This is a genomic window from Aeromonas sp. Y318-3, from assembly GCF_027706185.1.
Lineage (GTDB): Bacteria > Pseudomonadota > Gammaproteobacteria > Enterobacterales > Aeromonadaceae > Aeromonas > Aeromonas veronii.
This window is the reverse complement of the sequence record NZ_JAPDCN010000002.1, coordinates 159,315-182,669: the sequence shown is the minus strand read 5'-3', so window position 1 is coordinate 182,669 and position 23,355 is coordinate 159,315. Positions and strand designations below refer to the sequence as shown.

Genomic DNA, 23,355 nt, shown 5'->3' with positions numbered 1-23,355 from the left:
CATCATGACTGGCGGACAAATAGCAAACGTAGATCTTATCAAGCAGGTCAACAGTGCAGCCGTGTATCGGCTCATCGACCTGCAAGGCCCCATCTCCCGGGTCAAGATTGCCGAGTTGAGTCAGCTGGCCCCGGCCAGCGTGACCAAAATAACCCGGCAACTGATCGAGCATGGTCTGATCAAGGAGACCTCTCCGCAAGCCTCAACCGGCGGGCGACGTGCCATCTCCCTGACCACCATCAAACATCGCTTTCAGTTTGTCTCTGCCAAGCTGGGCCGCGGCTACCTACAACTGAGTCTCTATGACCTCGATGGCAAGGAGCTCGACCAGCACGTCATTCAGGTGACCGAGATCGACCAGCAACCCGTGGTCGACATGCTGCTGCGAGAGATTGGCGCCTTTATCGATGCCAACCGCGAACGTTGTCGCAACCTCATCAGCATCGCGCTGACCATGCCGGGTCTGGTCAACCCGGAATCCGGCATGGTCATCTACACCCCCAAGTATCAGATCCGCAATCTGGGGCTGGCGAAGCTGCTTGAGAACCACTTCAACCTCCCCTGCTACGTGGGCAACGACACCCGCTCGCTGGCGCTGGCCGAACACTTCTTCGGCGAGTCCCGCGACTGCATGGACTCCATTCTGGTGAGTGTTCACCAAGGGACGGGCTCCGGGATCATCACCAAGGGTCAGGTGTTCCTCGGTCAGAACCGCAACGTCGGCGAGATCGGCCATATTCAGGTCGAGCCGCTCGGCAAGCGCTGCCACTGTGGCAACTTCGGCTGCCTCGAGACCATCGCCTCCAACGAAGCGATCATCGACAAGGTGAAGGAGCTCATCAGCCGCGGCCACCAGAGCGCGCTGCAGGAGAAGCACATCACCATTCAGGAGGTGTGCAAGGCGGCGCTGGCAGGCGATGAACTGGCCCGCAGCGTGATCGAGAACGTGGGTGAGCATCTGGGACGAGCCGTGGCCATCACGGTCAACCTGTTCAACCCGCAGAAGGTGCTGATCGCCGGCGAAATCACCGCCGCCGAAGAGATCCTCTTCCCGGCTATCCGTCGCTGCGTCGAGCATCAATCCCTGCCGAGCTTCCACCGTGGCCTGCCCATCGTGAAAGCCCGCTTCCAAAACCAGCCGACCTATGGCGGCTTTGCGCTGGTCAAGCGCGCCCTGCTGGAGGGGGATCTGCTGCAGATCATCATGGAGCAGAAGTAAGACACTGATCTTGCGAGATAACAAAACGGCAGCCACTGGCTGCCGTTTTCTATTGTGTGCTTGCTGGCGGTTTAGCCCGCCCGACATGGCTTGAACAGATCCAGCTTGTTGTCGTAAACACTCGTCTGCACATCCATGATCCCCAGCATGGAGTGGAACAGGTTATCGTGGGAGAAGCGCTGGCTGCTTGCCTCCGCCGCCAGGCAACCCATATCCAGCTGGCGATCGGCCTGTAACTGAGGCGAGAACCAGGTCAGCAGCGGCACCCGGGTCTGATCATCCGGCGCAAACTTGTAAGGCGTGCCATGCAGATATAGTCCCATGGCCCCGAGGGATTCACCGTGATCGGAGAGATAGACCAGTCCCACATCGTACTGGCTCTCCAGCGACTTGAGCTTGTCTATCAGCAGCCCCACCACCTTGTCGGTGTAACGGATGGTGTTGTCATAGGTGTTGACCAGCTCTTCGTTGCTGCAGTTTTCAATGTCACTACGCGGGCAGTCCGGCATAAAGGCGCGCTCGCTGGCAGGGTAACGACGGAAATAGGTCGGGCCATGACTGCCCATCAGATGAAAGGCCACCAGCTTGTTGCCCTTCATGCCTGCAATCTGTTGATCCAGCCCCTCCAGCAGCACCTCGTCATAGCAAGACTCCCCCTGACAGAGCGCAGGATAGGACTTGGGAAGGATCTCGATGGTCGGCACATTGCGGCACACCCCTTTGCAGCCGCCATCGTTCTCTTTCCACAACACCGAGACCCCGGCATGTTGCAGCACATCGAGCAGGCCGTCACGAGAGCTGGCGAGCTGGTCATCGTAGCCACGGCGCGTGAGGTTGGAGAACATGCAGGGCACCGAAACCGCAGTGGCTGTACCGCAGGAGCGCACATCCCTGAACGACACCACTCCCTGCTCTTTTGCCGTAAAGCTGTTGGTTGCCTTGCCATACCCGTTAAGGGAGTAGTTCTGGCTGCGCGCCGTCTCCCCCACCACCAGGAACATCAAAGTCGGCTTGCTTCCCCGTGCCACCACCCTGGCATCGGTCCCCAACTGCTGGTAGGGGATCGGTGTGGCAAACAGCACATCCCGCCCATATTTGTAGAGGCCGTGCACATAGTTGGCGGGCACAATCTCTTTAGCCAGCGACTTGTTGTTGCGCCCGACCGAGGCGTAATCCTGATAGTAAAGTGACGCGACGCCCCCGATAAACAGCAGAGAGATAGCCAGTGCACCTGCCCGCCACGCCAACCCCTGATACCAGCGAGCCGGATAGCGGATCCGCAGTGACCAGAGCACCAGAACAGGCAGCAGCCCGGTCAGCAGAAACCAGAGTGCAACGGAGCCATTCAAATAGGCCCCCGCCTCACCACTGTTGGTCTCCACTATGTTCTGGATCATACCGGCATCGAAGATGACGCCGTATTTGAGCATGGCGTAGCTGACGATGGAGCCAGTCAGAATAAGCACGGTAAAAAAGAGCTTGAGCACAAACCGGAACGTGAAGGGAATAAACACGGCATTGAGCGCCGCGATCAGCACCAGCGGGATCGAGATGGCAAATCCGGCTTTGACATGGGTCAGGGCGCTGAGCACCGTATAGAAATGCAAAAAGATTGGCCAGTTCAGTACCAGGGCGAAAAAGAGCACCAGCAACAGATTGGTCTGCAGTACACCGAGAGTTACACGCATAAACAACTCCTACATACCGGCCTGCAGCGCAGCGGGCCGGCCAAGCCAACAAAAACGACGGGGCCAGCGTAGGAAGTAAAACTTAAGCGCGAATTAAGAGGAGAAGCACGGCGCTCGTGCGCCCCATCACAGCACGGGGTGCTCCGCAGCCCCGAAATGGATTTTTAGTTGTCTATCCATCGGATTTTGCTAGCTTGTTGAGTAGGCATTCATGAAATGCAGGTTAACCGATGGCACTGATCCAAGCCTCGATAGAGCAATTGAGAGTAGGCCACTATATCCATCTCCCCACGGGATGGACCAACCACCCGTTTATGTTCAATACCTTCAAGATCAAGGATCAGCAGCAACTCGACATTCTCCGTCATCTTGATCTCACCCTGCTGATGGTCGACCCCGACAAGAGCGATCTGCCCATCGAGCCGCTGCTGCGCGGCGATATCCCGGATGCCGGGCCTGACCTTGACGAGTTGGACGAGCTGATTGACTCGGGCCCGCCCCCCTTTGACGAGAAAGCCTTTCGCCGCTCCATGCGCGCCGCTGACAAAGCCTTTGGCCAATCCATGAGCGAGCTGCGTGATGCTCTCGGGGCGCTGAACCTCAAACCGGATGAAGGGCTGGCCAATACCGCCCAGATCGTCCGCAATGCCGCCTTCACCCTCAGTCAGCACGAAGGGCCTCTCGGGCTCCACCTTATTCGCAGCCCCCATACAGATATCCTGTTGCAGCACAGCCTCAACGTCGCCTTTATCGCCATGCTGATGGCCCGCGAACTCGGCATGAACCCCATCGAGATTGAGGAGACGGGACTTGCGGGACTTATCCACGACATCGGCGAACTGAAAATCCCGAGCCAGATCACCCAAAAACGGGGGGATCTCAACAAGGCCGAGCAGAACTTCCTCAATATGCATCCCCAGTACGGATTTGACATGCTGACCCAGCTCAACGCCTTTGAACCGAAAATCCGTCAGGTCGCCCATCTGCACCACGAGCGGCTCGACGGCAGCGGTTATCCGCTCGGGATCAAGGGCGGGGAGATCCCGCCGCTGGCGCGATTGATCGGGCTGGTCGACTTCTACGACGAGCTGCTCCATCCCCGCAACAGCGGCAACCCGGCCGCGCCGGGTCAGGCCATCAGCCAGCTCTACAAGTTATCCCAGAAAAAGTTCGACCAGAATCTGGTCAAGTTGTTGATCAAAGTGCTGGGAGTCTATCCGCCAGGATCACTGGTGAAACTCTCGGACGAGAGCATTGCTCTGGTTCTATCCACCGAGCCCACCATGCCCCTCAAGCCGAAGATCCTGCCCTATATCAAGGCCCAGCGGCCAGAAGCCGTCGCCATGATCGACCTGCGGGAAGACGAGCGTATTATTACCGGAGTATTGAAACAGGAAGAGCTCGATGAGGGACAACGGCAGTTCTTCAACCTGACCCGCCGCTTCTGCTACTACTTTGCATTCTGAGTTATCCCCAGAAGCTGGGGATAACTCATTGGACAAACCGGAATAATTGCTCAAACCCCCATCAGAAGGTTGCCAACTGACCATGTATAAAAAACGCCCAGCCAAGGGCCGGGCGGAGCATGCCACCTCCGTGTGGCGTATCCAGCGGATACATTCATGCTCCATCCATCAATATCAACCCGCTGCCGCTTACACAAATATCAATTTAACATGCTGATTTAATATGGTTTTATCCACTTGTTCTGGCAAACTAACGGCCCGTTACGCCCAGTTGGGCCAACAGAACAAGATCCTGATCACACTTATTCACGGGCTGGCTATTTTTTCAGCTGGCTTATGAGGAGCGTTTTTTATGCAGTTGGTCCTCTCCTTGCTGCAACAGATGAGCGTCAGCCTGGTGATCGCCTATCTCTTCTCGAAAAGCCCGCTGCTGCGCCCGCTTGCCAACTATTCAGTGAGACTACCTCACAAGATACTGATATACATCATCTTTTCTAGCTTTTGTATCCTCGGCACCTATGTAGGCCTCGATATCGACGATGCCATCGCCAACACCCGGGCGGTCGGCGCCGTCTTGGGGGGATTATTGGGGGGACCGCTGGTGGGCTTTCTGGTGGGGCTGACCGGCGGTCTGCACCGCTATACGCTGGGGGGATTTACCGATCTCGCCTGCGCCATCTCCACCACCTGCGAGGGGTTGCTCGGGGGCATAGTGCACTGGCGCCTGATGCGCTCGGGACGAACGGATGCCCTGTTTGAACCGCGCATCGCCTTTTTTACCACCCTCTACGCCGAGATCATGCAGATGGTCATCATCCTGCTGGTGGCGACCCCGTTCGACAAATCCCTGCTGCTGGTGCGCACCATCGCCACCCCGATGATTCTGGCCAACTCCTGCGGCGCGGCGCTCTTTATCAGCATGATCCGCGACCAGCAGCGGATGTATGAGAAGTTCTCCCGGGTCTTCTCCGCCAAGGCGCTCAATATCGCCAACCGCACCGTGGGGATCATGAGTCAGGGCTTTACCCCAGAGGCGAGCAACAAGATTGCCCGCATCATTCAGGAGGAGACCGGCGTGGGGGCTGTCGCCATCACGGACACCGAGCAGATCCTCGCCTTTATCGGCACCGGCGAAGATCACCATCTGCCGGGTACCCCCATCGCGTCAGCCATCACCATGCAGGCCATCGCCCAGAACAAGGTGCTGTTTGCCGATGGCAACAGCCAGCCCTATCGCTGCAGCCTCTCCTCCGCATGCCAACTGGGCTCGGTGCTGGTGATCCCGCTGCAGGGGGACAAAGGAGTGATCGGCACCATCAAGCTCTACGAGCCGAAGAAGCGGCTGTTTCTCAAGATCAACCACACCCTGGGGGAAGGGATTGCCAACCTGCTGTCACAGCAGTTGCTGGCCGGTCGGCTGGAGCAGCATCAGCGGCTGCTGGTGCAGTCCGAGTTGAAACTTATCCAGGCCCAGATCAACCCCCACTTTCTGTTCAACACCCTCAACACCATCAGTGCCATCACCCGGCGCGATCCGGACAAGGCACGGGATCTGCTGCTGCATCTATCGCTGTTCTTTCGCAAGAACCTCAAACGCCAGAGCGGCCTTGCGACGCTGCTGGAGGAGCAGGAGCACTGCCAATCCTATCTGGAGATCGAGCTGGCCCGCTTTGGCGATCGGCTGACGGTGATAAACGAGATCCCGCCCCATCTGGCCACACTGCGACTGCCCAGCTTCACCCTGCAACCGCTGATCGAGAATGCCATCAAGCACGGCGTCTCGACCCTGCTGGAGCAAGGGCGCATTCGCCTCTATACCGATGAGCATCCCACCAGCGTCACTATCCATGTGGAAGATAATGCAGGCACCTGGCAAGCGCACCCCGCTGGCGACGGTCTGGGCATGACCATTGTCGATCGGCGACTGAAAAGCGCCTTTGGCGAGCGCTATGGCGTGACTATTGCCTGCGAGCCTGAGCAGTGGACCCGGGTCTCGATCACCATCCCCAAGGAGCAACCATGATCCGCACCCTGATTGTCGATGACGAACACTACGCCCGCGAAGAGCTGAGGCAGCAGCTGGCCTGCGATCCTGCCATCGAGATCGTGGGGGAAGCGGCCAACGCCATCGAGGCGCTGCCGCTTATTCAGCGCCTCAAGCCCGATGTGGTGTTCCTCGATATCCAGATGCCCAAGCTGAGCGGCATGGAGCTGGTCGCCATGCTCGACCCCCTGCCCCGCATCGTCTTTGTCACCGCCTTTGACGAATATGCCATTCAGGCCTTTGAAGAGAACGCCTTCGACTACCTGCTCAAACCGGTGGAGCCCGCTCGGCTCGCCAAAACCCTCGCTCGCCTCAAGCAGGATATCTCCCCTCAGCCCATCGAGCGGCTGGCCCCCACCATAGAACATATTCCGGGCTATCTGCACAATCGGGTCAGGCTGCTCCCCATCGCGCAGGTGGAGTATGCCTTCTCCGATCTGGGTGGGGTCCATGTGGCCTGTCAGGACGAGCTGTTCCACACCCAGCTCACCCTCAAATCGCTGGAAGAAAAGAGCCCGCTGCTGCGCTGCCACCGCCAGTATCTGGTCTCCCCCAACGCCATCTTCGAGATCCGGCTGCTGGATAACCAGCTGGCAGAGATTGTCACCCCGAGCGGCGCCCGGGTGCCGGTCAGTCGTCGCTATCTCAAGGAGCTCAAAGATCAGCTGGGGCTGGACTGAGCCGCGGAGTGTGCGCCTGATCACAGCCGCCGACCGCTCGGCGCGTCAAAGCGCCGCTCGGGGAGTTTCACCTGCCAGTCAGGCGCAACCGTTTTAGACTCGCTCTGCACACTAAAAAATAACAATGCAGGAGCGTAGCAATGATCTGGTTCTTCCTCTGTGTCGGCTTACTTGTGGCCGGCTACTTCATATACGGCAAATTCATCGAACGGATATTCAGCCCGAAACCCGAGCTGAAAACCCCCGCCATCACCATGGCTGACGGGGTGGACTATGTCCCGATGTCGGACAAGAAAGTCTATCTGGTTCAACTGCTCAACATCGCAGGTGTCGGCCCTATCTTCGGCCCCATCCTGGGTGCCCTCTACGGCCCGGTCGCCATGCTCTGGATCGTCTTTGGCTGCATCTTCGCCGGTGCGGTACATGACTACTTCTCCGGCATGCTGTCGGTACGCGCCAAGGGGGCCTCGGTGCCAACCGTGGTCGGTGAGCATCTTGGCACCGCCGCCAAGCACTTCATGAACCTGTTTGCCGTGGTGCTGCTGATGCTGGTGGGCGTGGTATTTGTGCTGAGCCCGGCGGGCCTCTTGGCCAACCTCACCTCCACCGATCTGGTCTACTGGATCGTGGCAATCTTTGCCTACTACATCCTCGCGACCATAGTCCCCATCGACAAGATCATCGGCCGCTTCTACCCTATCTTCGGCGCCCTGCTGGTCTTCATGTCGGTCGGCCTCATCGTTGGCCTGATCGCCTCCGGCAAAGGCTTCTACAACACCGGGATGGACTTCTCCAACCTGCACCCGACCGAGCTGCCACTGTGGCCGCTGCTCTTCATCACCATCGCCTGTGGCGCGGTATCAGGCTTCCACGCCACCCAGTCACCACTGATGGCGCGCTGCATGCAGAACGAAAAATCTGGCCGTTTCATCTTCTACGGTGCAATGATCGGTGAAGGGATCATCGCCCTTATCTGGTGCACCCTGGGTCTCTCCTTCTACGACAGCACCGAAGCGCTCAACGCCACCATGGCCAACGGCGGCCCGGCAGCCGTGGTACACGAAGTCTCCACCAGCCTGCTCGGCACAGTCGGCGGCATTCTGGCCATCCTCGGCGTGGTGATCCTGCCCATCACCTCCGGTGACACCGCGTTTCGCAGTGCTCGCCTGATCGTGGCGGACTTCCTGAAGATGACCCAGAAGCCGCTGGCCAAGCGTCTGCTGATCGCCATCCCCATGTTTATCCTTGGCTTTATCATCTCCAAGGCTGAATTCGGGGTGATCTGGCGCTACTTCGGCTGGGCCAACCAGACCACCGCCGTCATCATGCTGTGGGCTGCGGCTGCCTACCTCATCAAAGAGGGCAAGCTGCACTGGATCTGCACCATTCCCGCCATGTTCATGACCGCTGTGGTGATCACCTATCTGGCCAACGCCCCCATCGGGTTCGGGCTGGAGATGGGGACCTCCACCATCATCGGCTTGGCTGCAACGGCGGCCATTACCGTGGCCTTCCTGATGAAGTTCCGCCAGCCCTTAGTCAGCAGTACCAGCGAAGGGTAAAAACAGCAAAAAATGCAGCGAAAGCAGCACAAAAAGGCGCCTGATGGCGCCTTTTTTAATGACAAAAAGACTAATAAAACAACTGTTGAATGGCTTCAGCTTCAATACAGCGAATAGCTTTAAGATTCCGGGCGAACTGACGATAAATGTGTGATTCTTAATTGCTTTAGTGCTTGTTGGAACCAATGATTAAGCTGTGCGTCATGCCAGCGGAGGTTATAAATGGCCCTTGATTATTTTGCACTTGGTCTGCTCGTCTTTGTCGGGCTGGTCATTTTTTATGGAGTCATCGTTATCCACGATATTCCTTACGAGATTGCCAAACACCGTAATCACCCTCATCAGGATGCCATTCACGTGGCAGGTTGGGTCAGCCTGTTTACCCTGCATGTGCTGTGGCCCTTCCTCTGGATCTGGGCAACCATCTATCGCCCCGATCGCGGCTGGGGCTTTAGCCAGCGGCTGCAAAAAGATGAAGAGGAGCTGGCGGCCCTCAAGCAGGAGTTGGCGGATCTGAAGAGCCGTATCAACACTATCGAACAGAGTGAGCAACAGGGATAAACCATGGACCTGCTACTGATCCTGACCTACACGGCGCTCTGTGTCGCCATATTCAAAATCTTCCGCATCCCGCTCAACAAGTGGACCGTCCCCACCGCAGCACTGGGCGGCGTGCTGCTCATCGGCACCCTCATCATGCTGATGAACTACAACCACCCCTACTCCGAGATGGCGCGCAACTACTACGTCTCTACCCCCATAGTGCCGCTGGTCAAGGGCCGGGTCGTTGAGGTGCCGGTGCAAGCCAATCAGCCGGTGAAAAAAGGCGACGTGCTGTTTCGCCTCGATGACGAGCCGTTCCGCCTGAAAGTGGAGAGCCTCACCGCACGGGTCGAATCCAACCGCGAGCACCTCAAGTCCATCGAGGCAAGACTGCGCTCCGCCAGGCTGGATCGGGATCGCGCCAGCGACCTGATGCGCCGTGGCGTGGGCAAGCAGCGCGACCTCGACGTCACTCAGGCCAACGTGGACGATATCGTGGCCCAGATTGACCAGCAGAAAGCCACCCTGAACGATCTGCAGGCCCAACTGATGGAGGCCAAGTACCAGCAGTCACAAACCGTGGTCTATGCCCCGAGCGATGGTCATGTGGTGCAATTGGCCCTGCGCCCCGGCATGATCGCCACCCCCTTCATGTATCGTCCGGTGATGACCTTCATCCACAAGGATGACACCGCCTACGTCGGCTGGTTCTGGCAGAACAGCATGCAGCGACTGGCGGTGGGCGATGAGGCCGAAGTGGTGATCGATGGCGTACCCGGCAAGATCTTCAAAGGCAAGGTAACCGCCGTGGTTCCGGCCATTGCCGCCGGTAACGTGCAGGCCAACGCCGGTCTGCTGGATCAAACCACTGCGGTGCGCCCGGGTCGTCTGCCGGTGGTTATCTCCATCACCGACCCCGAGTGGGCCAAGTATCAGGTAATAGCAGGCTCCAGCGGGCAGGCTGCCATCTATACCCACTACTTCCACCATGTATCTGTGATGCGCAAAGTACTGCTGCGCATGGCAAGCTGGATGAACTACATCTTCCCGTTCCATTGATCAGCACCCAAGCACCCTGCGGGCCGGCATCATGCCGGCCCGCTGTTTTTGTGACGGCAAGCACCCTATAATGGCGCCATCCTGCCCCACCCCACATCGACACACCCAAGCCTGCATGTTCGTTCTCAGACCCTATCAGACCGACGCCGTCAACGCCGTGATCAGCCACTTTCGCAAACACCCGGATCCCGCCGTGGTAGTGCTGCCCACCGGTGCCGGCAAGAGTCTGGTGATCGCCGAGCTGGCCCGCAAAGCGCGCGGCCGGGTGCTGGTGCTGGCCCACGTCAAGGAGCTGGTGGAGCAGAACCACGCCAAGTACGAGGCGTGGGGGCTCAAGGCCGACATCTTCGCTGCCGGCCTGGATCGCAAGGAGGCAAGCGCCCAGGTGGTGTTCGGCTCGGTGCAGTCGGTTGCCCGCAATCTGGCGGCCTTCGACGGGGCGTTTTCGCTGCTGATCATCGATGAGTGCCATCGGGTATCGCTCGATGATGACAGCCAGTACCATCAGGTGATCGACCACCTCAAGGTCGCCAACCCGGCCCTCAAGATCCTCGGCCTCACCGCCACCCCCTATCGGCTCGGGCTGGGCTGGATCTACCGGCGCCACTATCACGGCATGGTCAAGAGCCACGGCGAGCGGCTGTTTGGCGACTGCGTGTTCGAGCTGCCCTTGCGTTTTATGGTCAAAAACGGCTACCTGACGCCGCCGCGCATGGTGGATGCCCCCATAGTCCACTACGACTTCAGCAAGCTGGTGGCGAGGGAGAACGGCCTCTTCAGCGAGGCAGATCTCAACGGCGAGCTCAAGCGCCAGCAGCGGGTCACCCCCCATATCCTGAGTCAGGTGCTGGAGTATGCTGCCGACCGGCAGGGGGTGATGATCTTTGCCGCCACCGTCGAGCATGCCCGTGAAATTCACGGCCTGCTTGGCGCCAGAGGCCAGCAGGCAGCCCTTATTACCGGCGAAACGCCGGGGCCGGAGCGCGATGCCCTCATCAACGCCTTCAAGGCGCGCGAGCTCAAGTTTCTGGTCAACGTGGCGGTGCTCACCACCGGCTTCGACGCCCCCCACGTCGATCTTATCGTGATGCTGCGCCCCACCGAGTCGGTCTCGCTCTATCAGCAGATCGTCGGGCGGGGCCTGCGCCTCTCGCCGGGCAAGGAGGATTGTCTGGTGCTCGACTATGCGGGCAACAACTTCAACCTGTTTGCCCCCGAAGTGGGGGAGCCTCGCCCCCACGCCGGTACCGAACCGGTACAGGTGCCCTGCCCCGCCTGCGGTTTTGCCAACACCTTCTGGGGCAAGACCGACGAGGATGGCAAGGTGATCGAGCACTACGGTCGCCGCTGTCAGGGGCTGTTCGAAGATGATGAGGGCAACCGCGAGGAGTGCGACTACCGCTTTCGCGCCAAGATCTGCCCCGGCTGCGGTGCGGAGAACGACATCGCCGCCCGCCGCTGCCAGAGCTGCGATCAGCTGCTGGTGGACCCTGACGACAAGCTCAAAGAGGCGCTCAATCTCAAGGATTGCATGGTGATCCGCTGTGCGGGGCTAACCCTCACAGCCGGGCGCGGCAAACAGGGGGAGCGGCTGGAGGTGACCTACCACGATGAGGATGGGCTGACCCTCAGTGAATACTTCGGATTTCACTCCCCGGGCGCACGGCGCTTGTTTCAACAGCACTTTGTGCGTCATCATTGGCCCGCCCCGGGGCTGGAGCCCGAATTTGCCACCCTGGCGAGCGTGCTGGCGGCAGAAAACCAGTTCCGTCATCCGGATTTTGTCATCGCCCGCAAATCGGGTCGCTTCTGGCAGATAAAAGAGAAAATTTTTGATTATGAGGGTCGCTATCGTACCGCCAACTCGATGGCATGATGGCGACCGGCATACATGGCATGAATTGCATTACCCCCGTCGATCCCGAATCGGCTGGTTGAATTATCAGGGTCGGCACCACTGCCGGGCCCTTCATCACGTTAGAGGATGTTATGCAGCGGCTGTTGATTGGTTTTTGTGCTCTCTTTTCTTCTCTGGCGGCTCATGCCGCCCCGCTGACGCCCCCTCAGGGTGGCCAGTACGCCATCATGGTGCAGGGCAATAACGGCGTCGAGTTCGCCCGCCACGCCGATCAGATGATCGCCCCCGCCTCCACCATGAAGGTGCTCACCGCGCTGGCGGCCCGCCTCGAGCTGGGTGCCGATTTCCGCTTCGCCACTGACATTCAGGCCCAGCCCGGAGCCAAACAGGGTGACACCATCAACGGCGATATCTGGATTAACTTCGTCGGCGACCCCACCCTCTCCCGGATGGATCTGCTCGCCCTGTTCAAACAGCTCGGCGTCACCAGCATCAAGGGCAACGTCTACGTCAACACCGGCGCCTACAACGGCTACGAGCGCGGCAACGGCTGGTCGTGGGGGGATCAGACCCTCTGCTTCGCAGCGCCCGTCTCCTCGGTCATCATCGACAAGAACTGCGCCTACGGCACCATCACTGCCACCCAGATTGGCAAACCGGCGGTGGGCAATGTAGCTACCGGCGTCCCCATCGGCATCGGTGCCGACAACGTGGAAGTGATGAGCTATGGCGACATGGCGCGCCAGTTCTGCGCACTGGAAGTGGACATGGCCAAGGGCAACTTCTACGAGCTCAAGGGCTGCATCACCCCGAACAAGGAGCCGCAGGGACTGCGTTTCGCCATTCACGATGTGGAAGCCTGGGGCTGGGACAACATCCGCTGGGCGATGAACCGTGCCGGTATCAAGCATGATGGCCTGCTGCGGGTCACCCACAAGGCCCCTGAAGGGGCAGAGACCCTCGGCACCCACTACTCGGTCTCCCTGCCGGTGATGCTCGCCAAGATGCTGAAGAAATCGGACAACCTCTATGCCGATACCTTCCTCAAAACCGTGGGCCGTCACTACTACAACAAGCCGGGCAGCTATCGCAGCGGCACCATGGCGGTGCGCGCCATCCTGACCAAGAACGGCATCGATCTGGGCAACGCCACTCTGGCAGACGGCTCCGGTCTCTCCGCTCACAATCTCATCAGCGCCCGTCAGATGATGTCGGTGCTGAACTTCATCCAGAAAAATGATGCCGAACTTGGCCTGATCAAGCTGTTGCCAAGCTCTCAGGTGGATGGCACCCTGGCGTGGCGCCGCAGCGTCACCGCCCCCATGATGAAGAACAAGGTCCACGCCAAGACGGGAACCATCACCGGCACCTCCAATCTGGTGGGCTTTATCGACACGGCAGGCGGCCAGCGCAAGGCATTCGTGATGTTCCAGCGTGGCCTGTCCCAAGATCCGGCCACCCATGAGCGCTACCGTGCCAGCAAGGCGCCGTGGCCCTGGACTGTGTTCGAGAAGGGGGTGCTGGAGAGCATCTATCAGCAGCAGCCGATCCAGATCGCCGATGAGAGCTGAGCCAATAGGCCCACTCGAATCAGGGTATCGATAATTTCGGCTTCAAGTCGCCACGAGGCAGGGCTATGCTGTTGCCTGCCTCATATCAACGGCCATACATAAACGGCTTAAAAAACGGAGAGAAAATATGTTTGCAGTGATTTTTGGTCGCCCGGGTTGCCCCTACTGTGTCCGTGCCGTACAGATCGCCGAGCAGCTGACCGAACAGCGCGATGACTTCAAATTCCGCTACGTGGATATCCATGCAGAAGGCATCACCAAAGAAGATCTGGCCAAGAGCGCCGGCAAGCCGGTCAATACCGTGCCGCAGATCTTCCTGGATGAGCAGCACATCGGTGGCTGCACCGATTTCGAAGCCTACGCCAAAGCGAATCTGGGTCTCTACCAGTAATGCTTGCGGGTCATCCCGAGCGGGTTGACCGCCAGAGCGTATAAAAAAATCCGGCGCCATCACGCGCCGGATTTTTTATGGGCAACACGCACACATCATTCCCGATCAGGGAGTCACAGACTGGGGTCAGGGAGTCACAGACTGGGCGGCAAAGCGCGCAATGATGGGATTGTGATCGGAGCTGTCGGTGGCCGGTGAACTCACCTCGACCAGGTCCAGATTGCGGTAGTAGAGGTGATCCAGCGGACGACCGAAAGCAGTGCGGCGCAGGTCAGGCACCGGCACGGCCTCTTGCAGCCCCAGCTCGTCGACCAGTTTGTTCAGCCAGAACTGACGCTTGTCGCTCCAGGTGTTGAAATCACCGGCCAGGATCACCGGCCCCTGATGGCGGCGCACCAGCGCAGTCAGATCGTTGAGCTGCTCGCGGAAGGTGGCCATCCCCAGTTCGAAGTTGACCGCATGGATATTGATGACCATCACGCCATCAGGGTCGCCCTGCAGCGGATAGAGGCTCACCAGCCCGGATTTGGGGATGCGCAGCAAAGGCTCGGGGGAGCGCACGCCACAGACGAACGCCTGCGGGGTCTTGGCCACCGTCATCACCCCGAACGACACGCCGCCCTGGGTGAAGGCTTGCAGCTGTTGCCACTGGAAATCACCGGCGCGCAGCCAGTCGAGCATATCGGGACGGGTGGCCGACTCTTGCAGCAGCACCAGATCCTGCCCCTTGGCATAACTGTCCATCCCTTCGCGCCAGTTTTTGCGCTGGCCCTTGTAGAGATTCCACACCGTCACCCCGAATTCACGGGGCAGCGCCGTGGTCGCCAACGCTACCAGCGGCGGACGCTGGCAGTCGAGTCCCGGCACAATCCCTTGAGCTGTGACCAGATGGTTCTGATCCGGCACCTCAAAACAGCCTACCAACCCCAGGGTCAGCAGGGAGGTGCCAAGAATGCGATAACTATTTTTCATTGGCTAACAACCGCCCGCCTTTGCTTTTTGTTGCGACCATCACAAACGTCATCCACGCCGACTAAGCTGATAGTCCCTGTTCCACCCAACCAGAAGGACCTTGTCTCATGGCGAAAGAACTTCGGTATAACGTGACGTTTTATGATCAACAAGGAAATTGTCATCAAGTGGAGCTGTCCACCGTCTATCAGATAAGACGGGACCCTCAATGCGATCTCTGCCTGTTCGACACCCTGCAATATGTGGGCTCGGAAGAGATGCTGGAACGCATGATACGGCAAAAAACCGGGCTTGAGCAGGAAATATCCATCATCAATGCCCGGCTGATTTAATCAGGCACTCACCGGAACCGGGCGGGATTTGCCATGTTCGTCGATGGCGACATAGGTGAAGATCCCCTCGGTCACACAGTAACGCTGGGCATCGTTTTCCCGCAGTACCGGCTTGACCCACACCTCCAGCTTGAGCTTCATGGAGCTGCGGCCGATCTTCATGCAGCGGCCGTAGCAGCAGACCACATCGCCCACCTTGACCGGACTGTGAAAGGTCATGCCTTCGACGGATACGGTACAAATACGTCCTTTTGCCAGCTCCTTGGCCATAATGCCCCCACCTATATCCATCTGGGACATGATCCAGCCACCAAAGATGTCGCCATTGGGGTTGGTATCGGCTGGCATTGCCAGGGTTCTCAGCAACAACTCCCCATCGGGGTGACGTTTTGTATCTACCATCATTACCGCCTCTCTCTCATGGATGGCGGCATGATAGGGGGCGATCACCCCCTTGGCAAACCTCAATTACCCGAGGCAGCGAGCTCGGCAAACCAGTGGGCCGGATCGGGCCAGCGATAGTTGAATCCCATCTGCTGACAAATCAGCTGACCGTCGATGGGCTGAAATTCACCGGCAGGCTCGATAAAGACCGGCACGGGCAGCCCCTGCTGACGCGCCGCAAAGGGGTAGAACTGCTCGCGGCGCGGATGCACCGGCGCGCTCAGGTTGAAGACATCTCCGTCCTTGCCCCGCTCCAGCAGCAGCATGCAAGCCGCCACCACATCGTCCAGATGAACCAGATTGACCGACTGGGCGCCGCCATCCAGAGTCTTGCCCGCGAGGAAACGGCCGGGATGGCGATCCGGGCCATAAAGGCCGGAGGGGCGCACTATCATCACTGCCTCAAAACCGGCCGCCAGCACCGCCCGCTCCGCTGCCAGCATCCGCTCGCCACGGGCATGACGGGGTTGGGGTTCTTCCCCCTCCTGCTGCCCTGCGCCCCATACCGAGGTGGCGCTGACAAACAGCACCCGCCGGGTGCCGTGCGCTTTGGCCAACGCGCAGGCCTTTGCTACCGCTTGCGGGTAGTCATCGGTCTTGCTGGGCGGTACGCAGATAACCAGCGATTCGCAGGGGATGGGCCATGCATCCGACATATGGGCAGAAATCGTCAGCGGATAGGCAGCGATCCTCTCCCCCTGCAGACGGGCCGCCTTCTCGGCGCTGCTGACCGTCACCGCCACCTGCTTGCCTGCCGCCAGCAGGGCCCGCGCCAGCGGCAGCCCGAGCCAACCCGCCCCCAGAATGCCGATCGTCCCGGCGATATGTTGCTCTGTCATCGTCCCTTCTCCTGCTTGACGCTATTTGCCCCGCAGCTTACCTGCCTTGGTAGGAAAAGGAAGCCTTGCCTGCAAAACTCAATTCGTGATCAAAATGACACAATATATGAATCCCTTTCTGAAATTGTTCAGGAATCTACTAGAACGGAATATCTTCCCACTCCATTTCTGGCTCTTGCTTAGAGTGATTTAGTTTTTGGATGCCAAATTTAGAAAGCAAAGCATTAAATGCATTAATAAACCCTTGTGATTCCATCAACAAAGGATTATCAGACACATCTTGTTTTAAACTATCAAGCAACTCTACTGAAATGTTATCTAACGACTTAAGAATAGAAACTTTATCAAGGGCCTCTTCAGGTGAACTAGCGTTAGATACGGCGCCAGACATTGCCATTAAAATTTTATTTTTTGTTTTTGGAGATTTTATCAACGTCCTAAAAATTGCTTCCGCTACATCACCAATAGTTTTATTTTGAGCTTGAATGCCTTGGTACTTACCAATAAAACCATACGGATCTAATCCTTTGCGCAAAGGTATCACAAGAACATCACGGCCAACGGCGAAGCCAACTTCTTGATCACACCAACGACTTTCTTGAAAACCAGGCATTAGAATTGCGACTAAGGCATCCATTGTATGGAGGGCAGCTTCAATTTCCTCTTGCCATTGTTTCGTCGGTTCAATATCTTCATGTGCAACAAAACTAGAAATTGCGTATTTCCTTAAAGCCGATTGTAAATGAGATGTCTGCACTTTGAACGAAGCCAAATGGCTAAGGAATAATTTAAAATGCCCTGCTTTCCAAAAAGTTACTTCTTTTGTAGACATAGCATTTGCCATCGGTATTTCAAGTGATAGCTCCTCTGCAATTTTAAAAATAACTTCATCACTAACCTTTGAAAGCATATCTTTTGAATATGAACGCTTACTATTGGTTGGGTAGTTATTTTCTGTTGGAACTTTATGCCCAGAAAAATAAACATCAATATCTGAAAACGTCATTCTAGATTGTAATTCAACAGCAATGGCATCAATCAGCTCAATTTTTTCTAAACCATTCATAACTATATTACTCTCCCCTATATAAATAACACTGCATTACAAAATAATTTTTCATATAACAACATACTGTTGTAGTGGATTCAGCCACGTACATCCTGCCCAGCCTTGCCTAACATATCAACACATCATTTTTGATATTTAAGATGTAACTACAACCAAAACTGTTCACACACCAGATAATGATCACAGATATAACGTGCATTAAAAAATACAAAAAGCGGGCCAATGGCCCGCTTGGTTATATTTCACTCACCCATTCTCACACCGGCGGATGGAAATGGCTGGCTTCGCGGGTGGCCATCTCCTCGTAGGTGGCCCACTTCTGCCACGCCACTTTTTGCGCCACCTGCATCAGCCGCTCGGCCTCCTCCGGATGGCTCTGGGCCAGCACCCGATAACGGGTCTCCTCCTGCCGATATTCAGCAAGGGGAATGGAGGGGCGCAGGCTGTCGAGGCTGAAGGGGTTCTGCCCCGATCTGCGCAATACCGGGTTGTAGCGCATCAGCGGCCAGTGACCGGAAGCCACGGCGCGTTTCTGCTGGGTCAGGCCAAACTCCATATCGATGCCGTGGGCGATACAGTGGCTGTAGGCGATGATCAGCGACGGCCCCGGATAGGCCTCGGCCTCACGCAAGGCCTGCAGCGCCTGCTGCGGATTGGCACCAAAGGCGATGCGGGCAACATAGACGTTGCCGTAGGAGATGGCTTGTAACGCCACATCCTTCTTGGCCAGCGTCTTGCCTCCCGCCGCGAACTTGGCGACGGCGCCGAGCGGGGTCGATTTCGACATCTGGCCGCCGGTGTTGGAGTAGACCTCGGTATCCATCACCAGCACGTTCACATCACGGCCAGAGGCAAGCACATGATCGAGCCCCGCTGAGCCTATGTCATAGGCCCAGCCATCGCCGCCAATAATCCAGACCGAGCGGCGCACCAGCTGGTCGATCAAGGAGAGCAGCTCGCGGGCCTTGCCGGATTTCACCTCCTCCAGCCGCTCCCGCACTTGCGCCACCCGGGTACGCTGGGCACGGATCTCCGACTCCAGCCGTTGCGGGGCGTTGATAAGCGACTCGACCAATGCCTCACCCAACTCCCCCTTCATCGCTTCGAGGGCCGCCACCGCCTGACCGTGATGCTGATCGGCGGTGAGACGAAAACCAAAGCCGAACTCGGCGTTGTCCTCGAACAGGGAGTTGGACCAGGCCGGCCCCTTCCCTTCGCCGTTCTTGGCCCAAGGGGTGGTCGGCAGGTTGCCGCCATAGATGGAGGAGCAACCGGTGGCGTTGGCCACCAGCATGCGATCGCCAAACAGCTGGGTCAGCAGCTTGAGATAGGGGGTCTCGCCACAGCCGGCGCAAGCACCGGAGAACTCGAACAGGGGTTCGAGGAACTGGGCACCGCGCACCGTTGAGAAATCCACCCGCTCGCGGGCAGGCCAGGGCAGGCTCTCGAACCAGCGCAGCGCCTGTTTCTGGCCAGCCAGATGGGGCGCCTTGTCCATCATGGTGATGGCACGCTCGCCCTCGTGTTCCTCATCGGCCCCGACCCGCACCGGACAGGCCTGCACACACTGACCGCAGCCGGTGCAATCCTCCGGATAGAGCTGCAATGTGTAGCGGCTATCGGGGAAGCCCTTGGCGGTGACGGGCACCGACTGGGCCGCCTCGGGGGCGGTCGCCAGCCAGTCCTGATGGTAGAACTTGGCCCGCAGCGCCGCGTGGGGGCAGACAAAGACGCAGTTGCCGCACTGGATGCAGATATCCGAATGCCAGATCGGGATCTCGCGGGCGATATCGCGCTTCTCGAAGCGACTGGTGGCGGTGGGGTAAGTGCCATCCACCGGCAGCATGGAGACGGGGATCAGATCGCCGCGGCCCGCCAGCATCTCGCCGGTGACACGCTGGACAAACTCGCTGCCACCCGGTGCCAACGGCAGCGGATAGTCGCTGATCTGCTCCTCACCGGCCGGGATGGCCACCTGATGCAGATGAGCCAGGGTGTCGTCCACCGCCGCGAAGTTGCGCTCGACCACTTCGGGCCCCTTGCGGGCATAGCTCTTCTCGATGCTCTCCTTGATCAGCGCAATCGCTTCGTCCCGCGGCAAGATGCCAGCCAGCGCGAAGAAACAGGTCTGCATAATGGTGTTGATGCGATTGCCCATACCGTTGCGTTCGGCCACCCGATCGCCGTCGATGCAGTAGAGGCGGATATCGAGGGCGCGAATGCGGGCGCGCAGCCGCTCGGGCAGCTCGGCCCAGACCTGCTCAGGCTCATAGGGAGCATTGAGCAGCAGGGTCGCCCCTTCGGCGGCATGCTCCAGCAGATCGACCGACTCGACAAATCCCCACTGGTGGCAACCGATAAAGCTCGCCTGCTCGATAAGCCAGGGGGCGTCGATGGGCTCGGGGCCAAAGCGCAGGTGGGAGACGGTGCGCGAGCCCGACTTCTTGGAGTCGTAGACGAAGTAGCCCTGAGCGTGGAAGCCCTCCAGCTCGCCGATGATCTTGATGCTGTTCTTGTTGGCGCCGACTGTGCCGTCGGCACCAAGGCCGAAGAAGAGCGCGCGCACCCGGCTGGCGGGCTCCAGATCGCCGATGGGGTGCCAGGCCAGACTGAGGCCCGACACGTCATCGACAATCCCCACGGTAAAGCGTGGACGCGGCGCATCGGATGCCAGCTCCTCGAACACAGCCGCGCACATGGCAGGGGTGAACTCTTTGGAAGAGAGGCCGTAGCGACCGCCGCTCAGCCACGGCAGCCGCTTGATAAGGCCGCGCTGCAAACCGTCGATAAGGGCGCTCTGCACATCCAGCAGCAGCGGCTCGCCCCCTGCGCCCGGCTCCTTGGTGCGATCCAGCACAGCAATGCGGTGCACGCTCTGCGGCAGCGCATCGAGCAGCGCCTGTACCGGGAAGGGGCGATAGAGGCGAATGATCAGCACCCCGGTCTTGCGATCCTGCCGGTTGAGCCAATCCACGGTGGTGCGGGCGGTAGCCGCCCCCGAGCCCATCAGCACGATGACGTCGGTGGCATCAGGCGCGCCGTGATACTCCACCAGCCGATAGTGGCGACCTGTCAGCTCGCCCAGATTGTCCATGCATTGCTGCACCCGCGCCGGTACCGCCTCGTAGAAGGGGTTGACACTCTCGCGGGATTGGAAATAGGTATCCGGGTTCTGGGCGGTGCCACGCATCACCGGATGATCCGGGTTGAGCGCCCGGGCACGGTGAGCCCGCACCCAGTCGTTGTCGATAAGGGCGCGAATTTCATCCCGATGCAGGGCGGTGATCTTGTTCACCTCGTGGGAGGTGCGAAAGCCGTCGAAGAAGTGGATAAAGGGCACCCGGCACTGCAGGGTGACGCTGTGAGCGACCAAGGCCAGGTCCTGCGCCTCCTGCACCGAGCCGGAGGCGAGCATGGCAAAGCCGGTGCTGCGCGCCGCCATCACATCCTGATGATCGCCAAAAATCGACAGCCCCTGCGCCGCGAGCGATCGGGCCGCCACATGGAACACCGCCGAGGTCAGCTCACCGGCGATCTTGTACATGTTGGGCAGCATCAGCATCAGCCCCTGACTGGCGGTGAAGGTGGTGGCGAGCGCCCCCGCCTGCAGGGCGCCGTGTACCGTACCGGCTGCTCCTCCTTCGCTCTGCATCTCCACAACAGTGGGAATGTTGCCCCACAGGTTGGTCTGCCCCTCCGCCGCCCAGGCGTCGGCCAGTTCGGCCATGGTCGAGCTCGGGGTAATGGGGTAGATGGCACACACTTCGCTCAGCTGATACGCCACCCGGGCCGCGGCTTCGTTGCCATCGACCATGATCAGTTCATGTTTCATTGGGACTCCTCCGGTTGGCGCAGCAGGATGGCGTGACAAGGGCACTGGTCATGACAGGCACCGCAGCCGGTGCAGCGCTCGGCATCCACCTGATATCCCTTGCCCGGCCCCAGCTTGGCGATGGCCTGCTCGGGACAACTGCCGTAGCAGCCGTCGCACTCGAAGCAGTTGCCGCAGGAGTAGCAGCGCGCCGCCTCGTAGCGGGCAGCCACCTCATCCAGCCCGCCGATGATCTCGCCAAAGTCATCCCGCGCCCACGCCGGTTTGACCGGCTGACTGCTGGCCGGGGCGTGGGTCTGGAACCAGAGCTGCAACTGCTCCGGCCCCACCAGCGGGTAGGAGAGCGGTTTGTGGTAGTGGCGACCGCGCAGCCAGGCATCCATATGGCGCGCCGCCTTTTTGCCGTGGCCGGTGGCGATGGTGACGGTGCGCTCGGAGGGCACCATGTCGCCGCCCGCAAACAGACCCGGTACATCCGTCATCAGGTTACCCGCCACCTGCACCACTCCCTCCTTGTTGACCCGCACGCCGGGAATGCTCTCCAGCACCGAGAGATCGACCTCCTGACCGAGCGCCAGAATGAGGGAGTCCGCTTCGAGGGTTTCAAACTTGCCGGTGGGCACCGGCTTGCCCTCGGCATCCAGCGCCATCACCTCCACCTCGATATTGGTGCTATCGAGCTGGCGGATGCAGCGCAGCCAGTTGATCTTGATCCCCTCCTCCTCGGCCTCGTCGGCTTCGAAGGCGTGGGCAGGCATATGGTCCCGGTCGCGGCGGTAGATGATCATTGCCTCTTCCACACCGAGGCGGCGGGCAGTGCGGGCCGCATCCATGGCGGTATTGCCACCCCCATAAATCGCTACCCGCCGTCCCAGTTTGGGGGGCGGTAAGCCCTGCTCTTCGGCCAGACTGGCCTGCTCGAGGAAACTCACCGCATCAAGGATCTTGCCCGCTTCCCGGGCCGGAATATCAACCCGCATGGCCAAATGGGCTCCGATGGCCATAAAGACGGCGTCAAAACCCCCCTCGTCGCGCTCGCGCAGCACATCCTCCACCTTGTGGTTGAGGGTCAGGGTCACCCCGGCCGCCACGATACGGGCCACCTCCCGATCCAGCACGTCGCGGGGCAAGCGGTAAGCGGGAATGCCAAAACGCAGCATGCCGCCGGCAAGCGGCCCCGCTTCGCGGATCTCCACCTGATGGCCGAGCCGGTTGAGGTGCCAGGCGCAGGAGAGGCCGGAGGGGCCGGCACCGATCACCAGCACCTTCTTGCCGCTGGTGGGCGCGGGTGGCGCAGGCTGCCAACCACGGGCCAGCGCCTCGTCGCCGAGGAAGCGCTCGATGGCGTGGATGGAGACGGATTCATCCACCTGACCGCGGTTGCAGGCGTTCTCGCAGGGGTGGTAGCAGACCCGACCATGAATGGCGGGCAAGGGGTTCTCTTCGATCAGGGTCTGCCAAGCCGCCTCAAAACGGCCGGCCTGAGCCAAAGAGAGCCAGGCCTGGATATTTTCTCCGGCCGGGCAGGCGTGATTGCAGGGTGGCAGGGCCGGCCGCCAGACGGGTAGCCGGGTACGCACCGGGCCTGTTCCCGTTTTCAGGGAGAGATCCGGCAATGGGGTCATGTCCAGTTGTTTGCTCATACATTGCTTTCTTCTTTTTGTGTGACAGGCCCCACCCGATGGCGCTTGATACCGTTTTGCCTGGGCAGACGGTGGCCGGATGGGGAAGAAGCGAAAGCGTTAGAAACTGGGAACTGAGTCGATAATGGCCGCTTTTTTGTACT

18 protein-coding genes are annotated in these 23,355 nt (G+C 59.3%); 11 read left to right on the top strand and 7 right to left on the bottom strand.

All coding sequences use genetic code 11. The features are described 5' to 3' along the window. Positions 1-4 precede the first annotated feature (4 nt). A complete protein-coding gene (nagC, locus tag OKB77_RS03345) occupies positions 5-1,219 on the top strand; it encodes a DNA-binding transcriptional regulator NagC (protein WP_005334312.1) in 1,215 nt (404 codons plus the stop codon). Positions 1,220-1,290: 71 nt separating this feature from the next. On the opposite strand, the gene OKB77_RS03340 is transcribed toward nagC, so the two are convergent. Next, on the bottom strand, positions 1,291-2,907 hold the full coding sequence (locus OKB77_RS03340; RefSeq protein ID WP_270816927.1) for a phosphoethanolamine transferase: 1,617 nt from the start codon (positions 2,905-2,907) through the stop codon (positions 1,291-1,293). 230 nt (positions 2,908-3,137) lie between these two features. On the opposite strand from OKB77_RS03340, the gene OKB77_RS03335 reads away from it, so the two are divergent. The 9 genes from OKB77_RS03335 (at position 3,138) to OKB77_RS03295 (ending at position 14,081) form a co-directional block, all read left to right on the top strand. Next, positions 3,138-4,373 carry an HD-GYP domain-containing protein gene (locus tag OKB77_RS03335; RefSeq protein WP_201951632.1) on the top strand — a complete coding sequence of 412 codons (1,236 nt, stop codon included), beginning with the start codon at positions 3,138-3,140 and terminating at the stop codon, positions 4,371-4,373. Positions 4,374-4,725: 352 nt separating this feature from the next. After that, complete coding sequence (locus OKB77_RS03330; RefSeq protein ID WP_201951635.1) at positions 4,726-6,396, top strand: sensor histidine kinase; 1,671 nt, start codon at positions 4,726-4,728, stop codon at positions 6,394-6,396. Then, positions 6,393-7,097: a two-component system response regulator BtsR gene (gene btsR / locus OKB77_RS03325; RefSeq protein WP_201951649.1), complete on the top strand. Its 705-nt coding sequence runs from the start codon at positions 6,393-6,395 to the stop codon at positions 7,095-7,097. Before OKB77_RS03330 ends, btsR begins: the two co-directional genes overlap by 4 nt. Positions 7,098-7,237: 140 nt before the next feature. Beyond that, positions 7,238-8,659 (top strand): carbon starvation CstA family protein, encoded by a 1,422-nt coding sequence (locus OKB77_RS03320; protein ID WP_158109636.1) that lies wholly within the window; start codon positions 7,238-7,240, stop codon positions 8,657-8,659. A gap of 222 nt (positions 8,660-8,881) precedes the next feature. Beyond that, positions 8,882-9,220 (top strand): DUF3302 domain-containing protein, encoded by a 339-nt coding sequence (locus OKB77_RS03315; RefSeq protein WP_005337862.1) that lies wholly within the window; start codon positions 8,882-8,884, stop codon positions 9,218-9,220. A 3-nt stretch (positions 9,221-9,223) separates the two neighbouring features. Then, positions 9,224-10,261 (top strand): HlyD family secretion protein, encoded by a 1,038-nt coding sequence (locus OKB77_RS03310; RefSeq protein ID WP_042055557.1) that lies wholly within the window; start codon positions 9,224-9,226, stop codon positions 10,259-10,261. Between the two features lie 115 nt (positions 10,262-10,376). Further along, complete coding sequence (locus OKB77_RS03305; protein WP_100646328.1) at positions 10,377-12,137, top strand: DEAD/DEAH box helicase; 1,761 nt, start codon at positions 10,377-10,379, stop codon at positions 12,135-12,137. Positions 12,138-12,250: 113 nt separating this feature from the next. After that, positions 12,251-13,690: a D-alanyl-D-alanine carboxypeptidase/D-alanyl-D-alanine endopeptidase gene (dacB, locus tag OKB77_RS03300; RefSeq protein ID WP_005350510.1), complete on the top strand. Its 1,440-nt coding sequence runs from the start codon at positions 12,251-12,253 to the stop codon at positions 13,688-13,690. A gap of 94 nt (positions 13,691-13,784) precedes the next feature. Next, positions 13,785-14,081: a GrxA family glutaredoxin gene (locus tag OKB77_RS03295; RefSeq protein ID WP_223849348.1), complete on the top strand. Its 297-nt coding sequence runs from the start codon at positions 13,785-13,787 to the stop codon at positions 14,079-14,081. 126 nt (positions 14,082-14,207) lie between these two features. On the opposite strand, the gene OKB77_RS03290 is transcribed toward OKB77_RS03295, so the two are convergent. Beyond that, complete coding sequence (locus OKB77_RS03290; protein WP_005337873.1) at positions 14,208-15,053, bottom strand: endonuclease/exonuclease/phosphatase family protein; 846 nt, start codon at positions 15,051-15,053, stop codon at positions 14,208-14,210. Between the two features lie 107 nt (positions 15,054-15,160). On the opposite strand from OKB77_RS03290, the gene OKB77_RS03285 reads away from it, so the two are divergent. Further along, positions 15,161-15,385, top strand: a complete 225-nt coding sequence (locus tag OKB77_RS03285) for a hypothetical protein (RefSeq protein ID WP_005344394.1) — start codon at positions 15,161-15,163, stop codon at positions 15,383-15,385. Here the strand turns inward: OKB77_RS03285 and yciA are convergent, their stop codons facing one another. The 5 genes from yciA to OKB77_RS03260 all read right to left on the bottom strand — a co-directional run bounded on the left by yciA (position 15,386) and on the right by OKB77_RS03260 (position 23,212). Then, positions 15,386-15,790 carry an acyl-CoA thioester hydrolase YciA gene (gene yciA, locus OKB77_RS03280; RefSeq protein WP_033113469.1) on the bottom strand — a complete coding sequence of 135 codons (405 nt, stop codon included), beginning with the start codon at positions 15,788-15,790 and terminating at the stop codon, positions 15,386-15,388. A 59-nt stretch (positions 15,791-15,849) separates the two neighbouring features. Continuing rightward, complete coding sequence (locus OKB77_RS03275) at positions 15,850-16,668, bottom strand: NAD-dependent epimerase/dehydratase family protein (RefSeq protein ID WP_201951652.1); 819 nt, start codon at positions 16,666-16,668, stop codon at positions 15,850-15,852. A gap of 139 nt (positions 16,669-16,807) precedes the next feature. Next, positions 16,808-17,734: a toll/interleukin-1 receptor domain-containing protein gene (locus tag OKB77_RS03270; RefSeq protein WP_201951653.1), complete on the bottom strand. Its 927-nt coding sequence runs from the start codon at positions 17,732-17,734 to the stop codon at positions 16,808-16,810. 259 nt (positions 17,735-17,993) lie between these two features. Then, complete coding sequence (gene nifJ, locus OKB77_RS03265; protein WP_201951656.1) at positions 17,994-21,569, bottom strand: pyruvate:ferredoxin (flavodoxin) oxidoreductase; 3,576 nt, start codon at positions 21,567-21,569, stop codon at positions 17,994-17,996. Beyond that, the gene (locus tag OKB77_RS03260) at positions 21,566-23,212 is read right to left on the bottom strand and encodes an NAD(P)-binding protein (RefSeq protein WP_201951658.1); all 1,647 of its coding nucleotides are present in this window, start codon (positions 23,210-23,212) and stop codon (positions 21,566-21,568) included. Before OKB77_RS03260 ends, nifJ begins: the two co-directional genes overlap by 4 nt. Between the last annotated feature and the right edge of the window lie 143 nt (positions 23,213-23,355).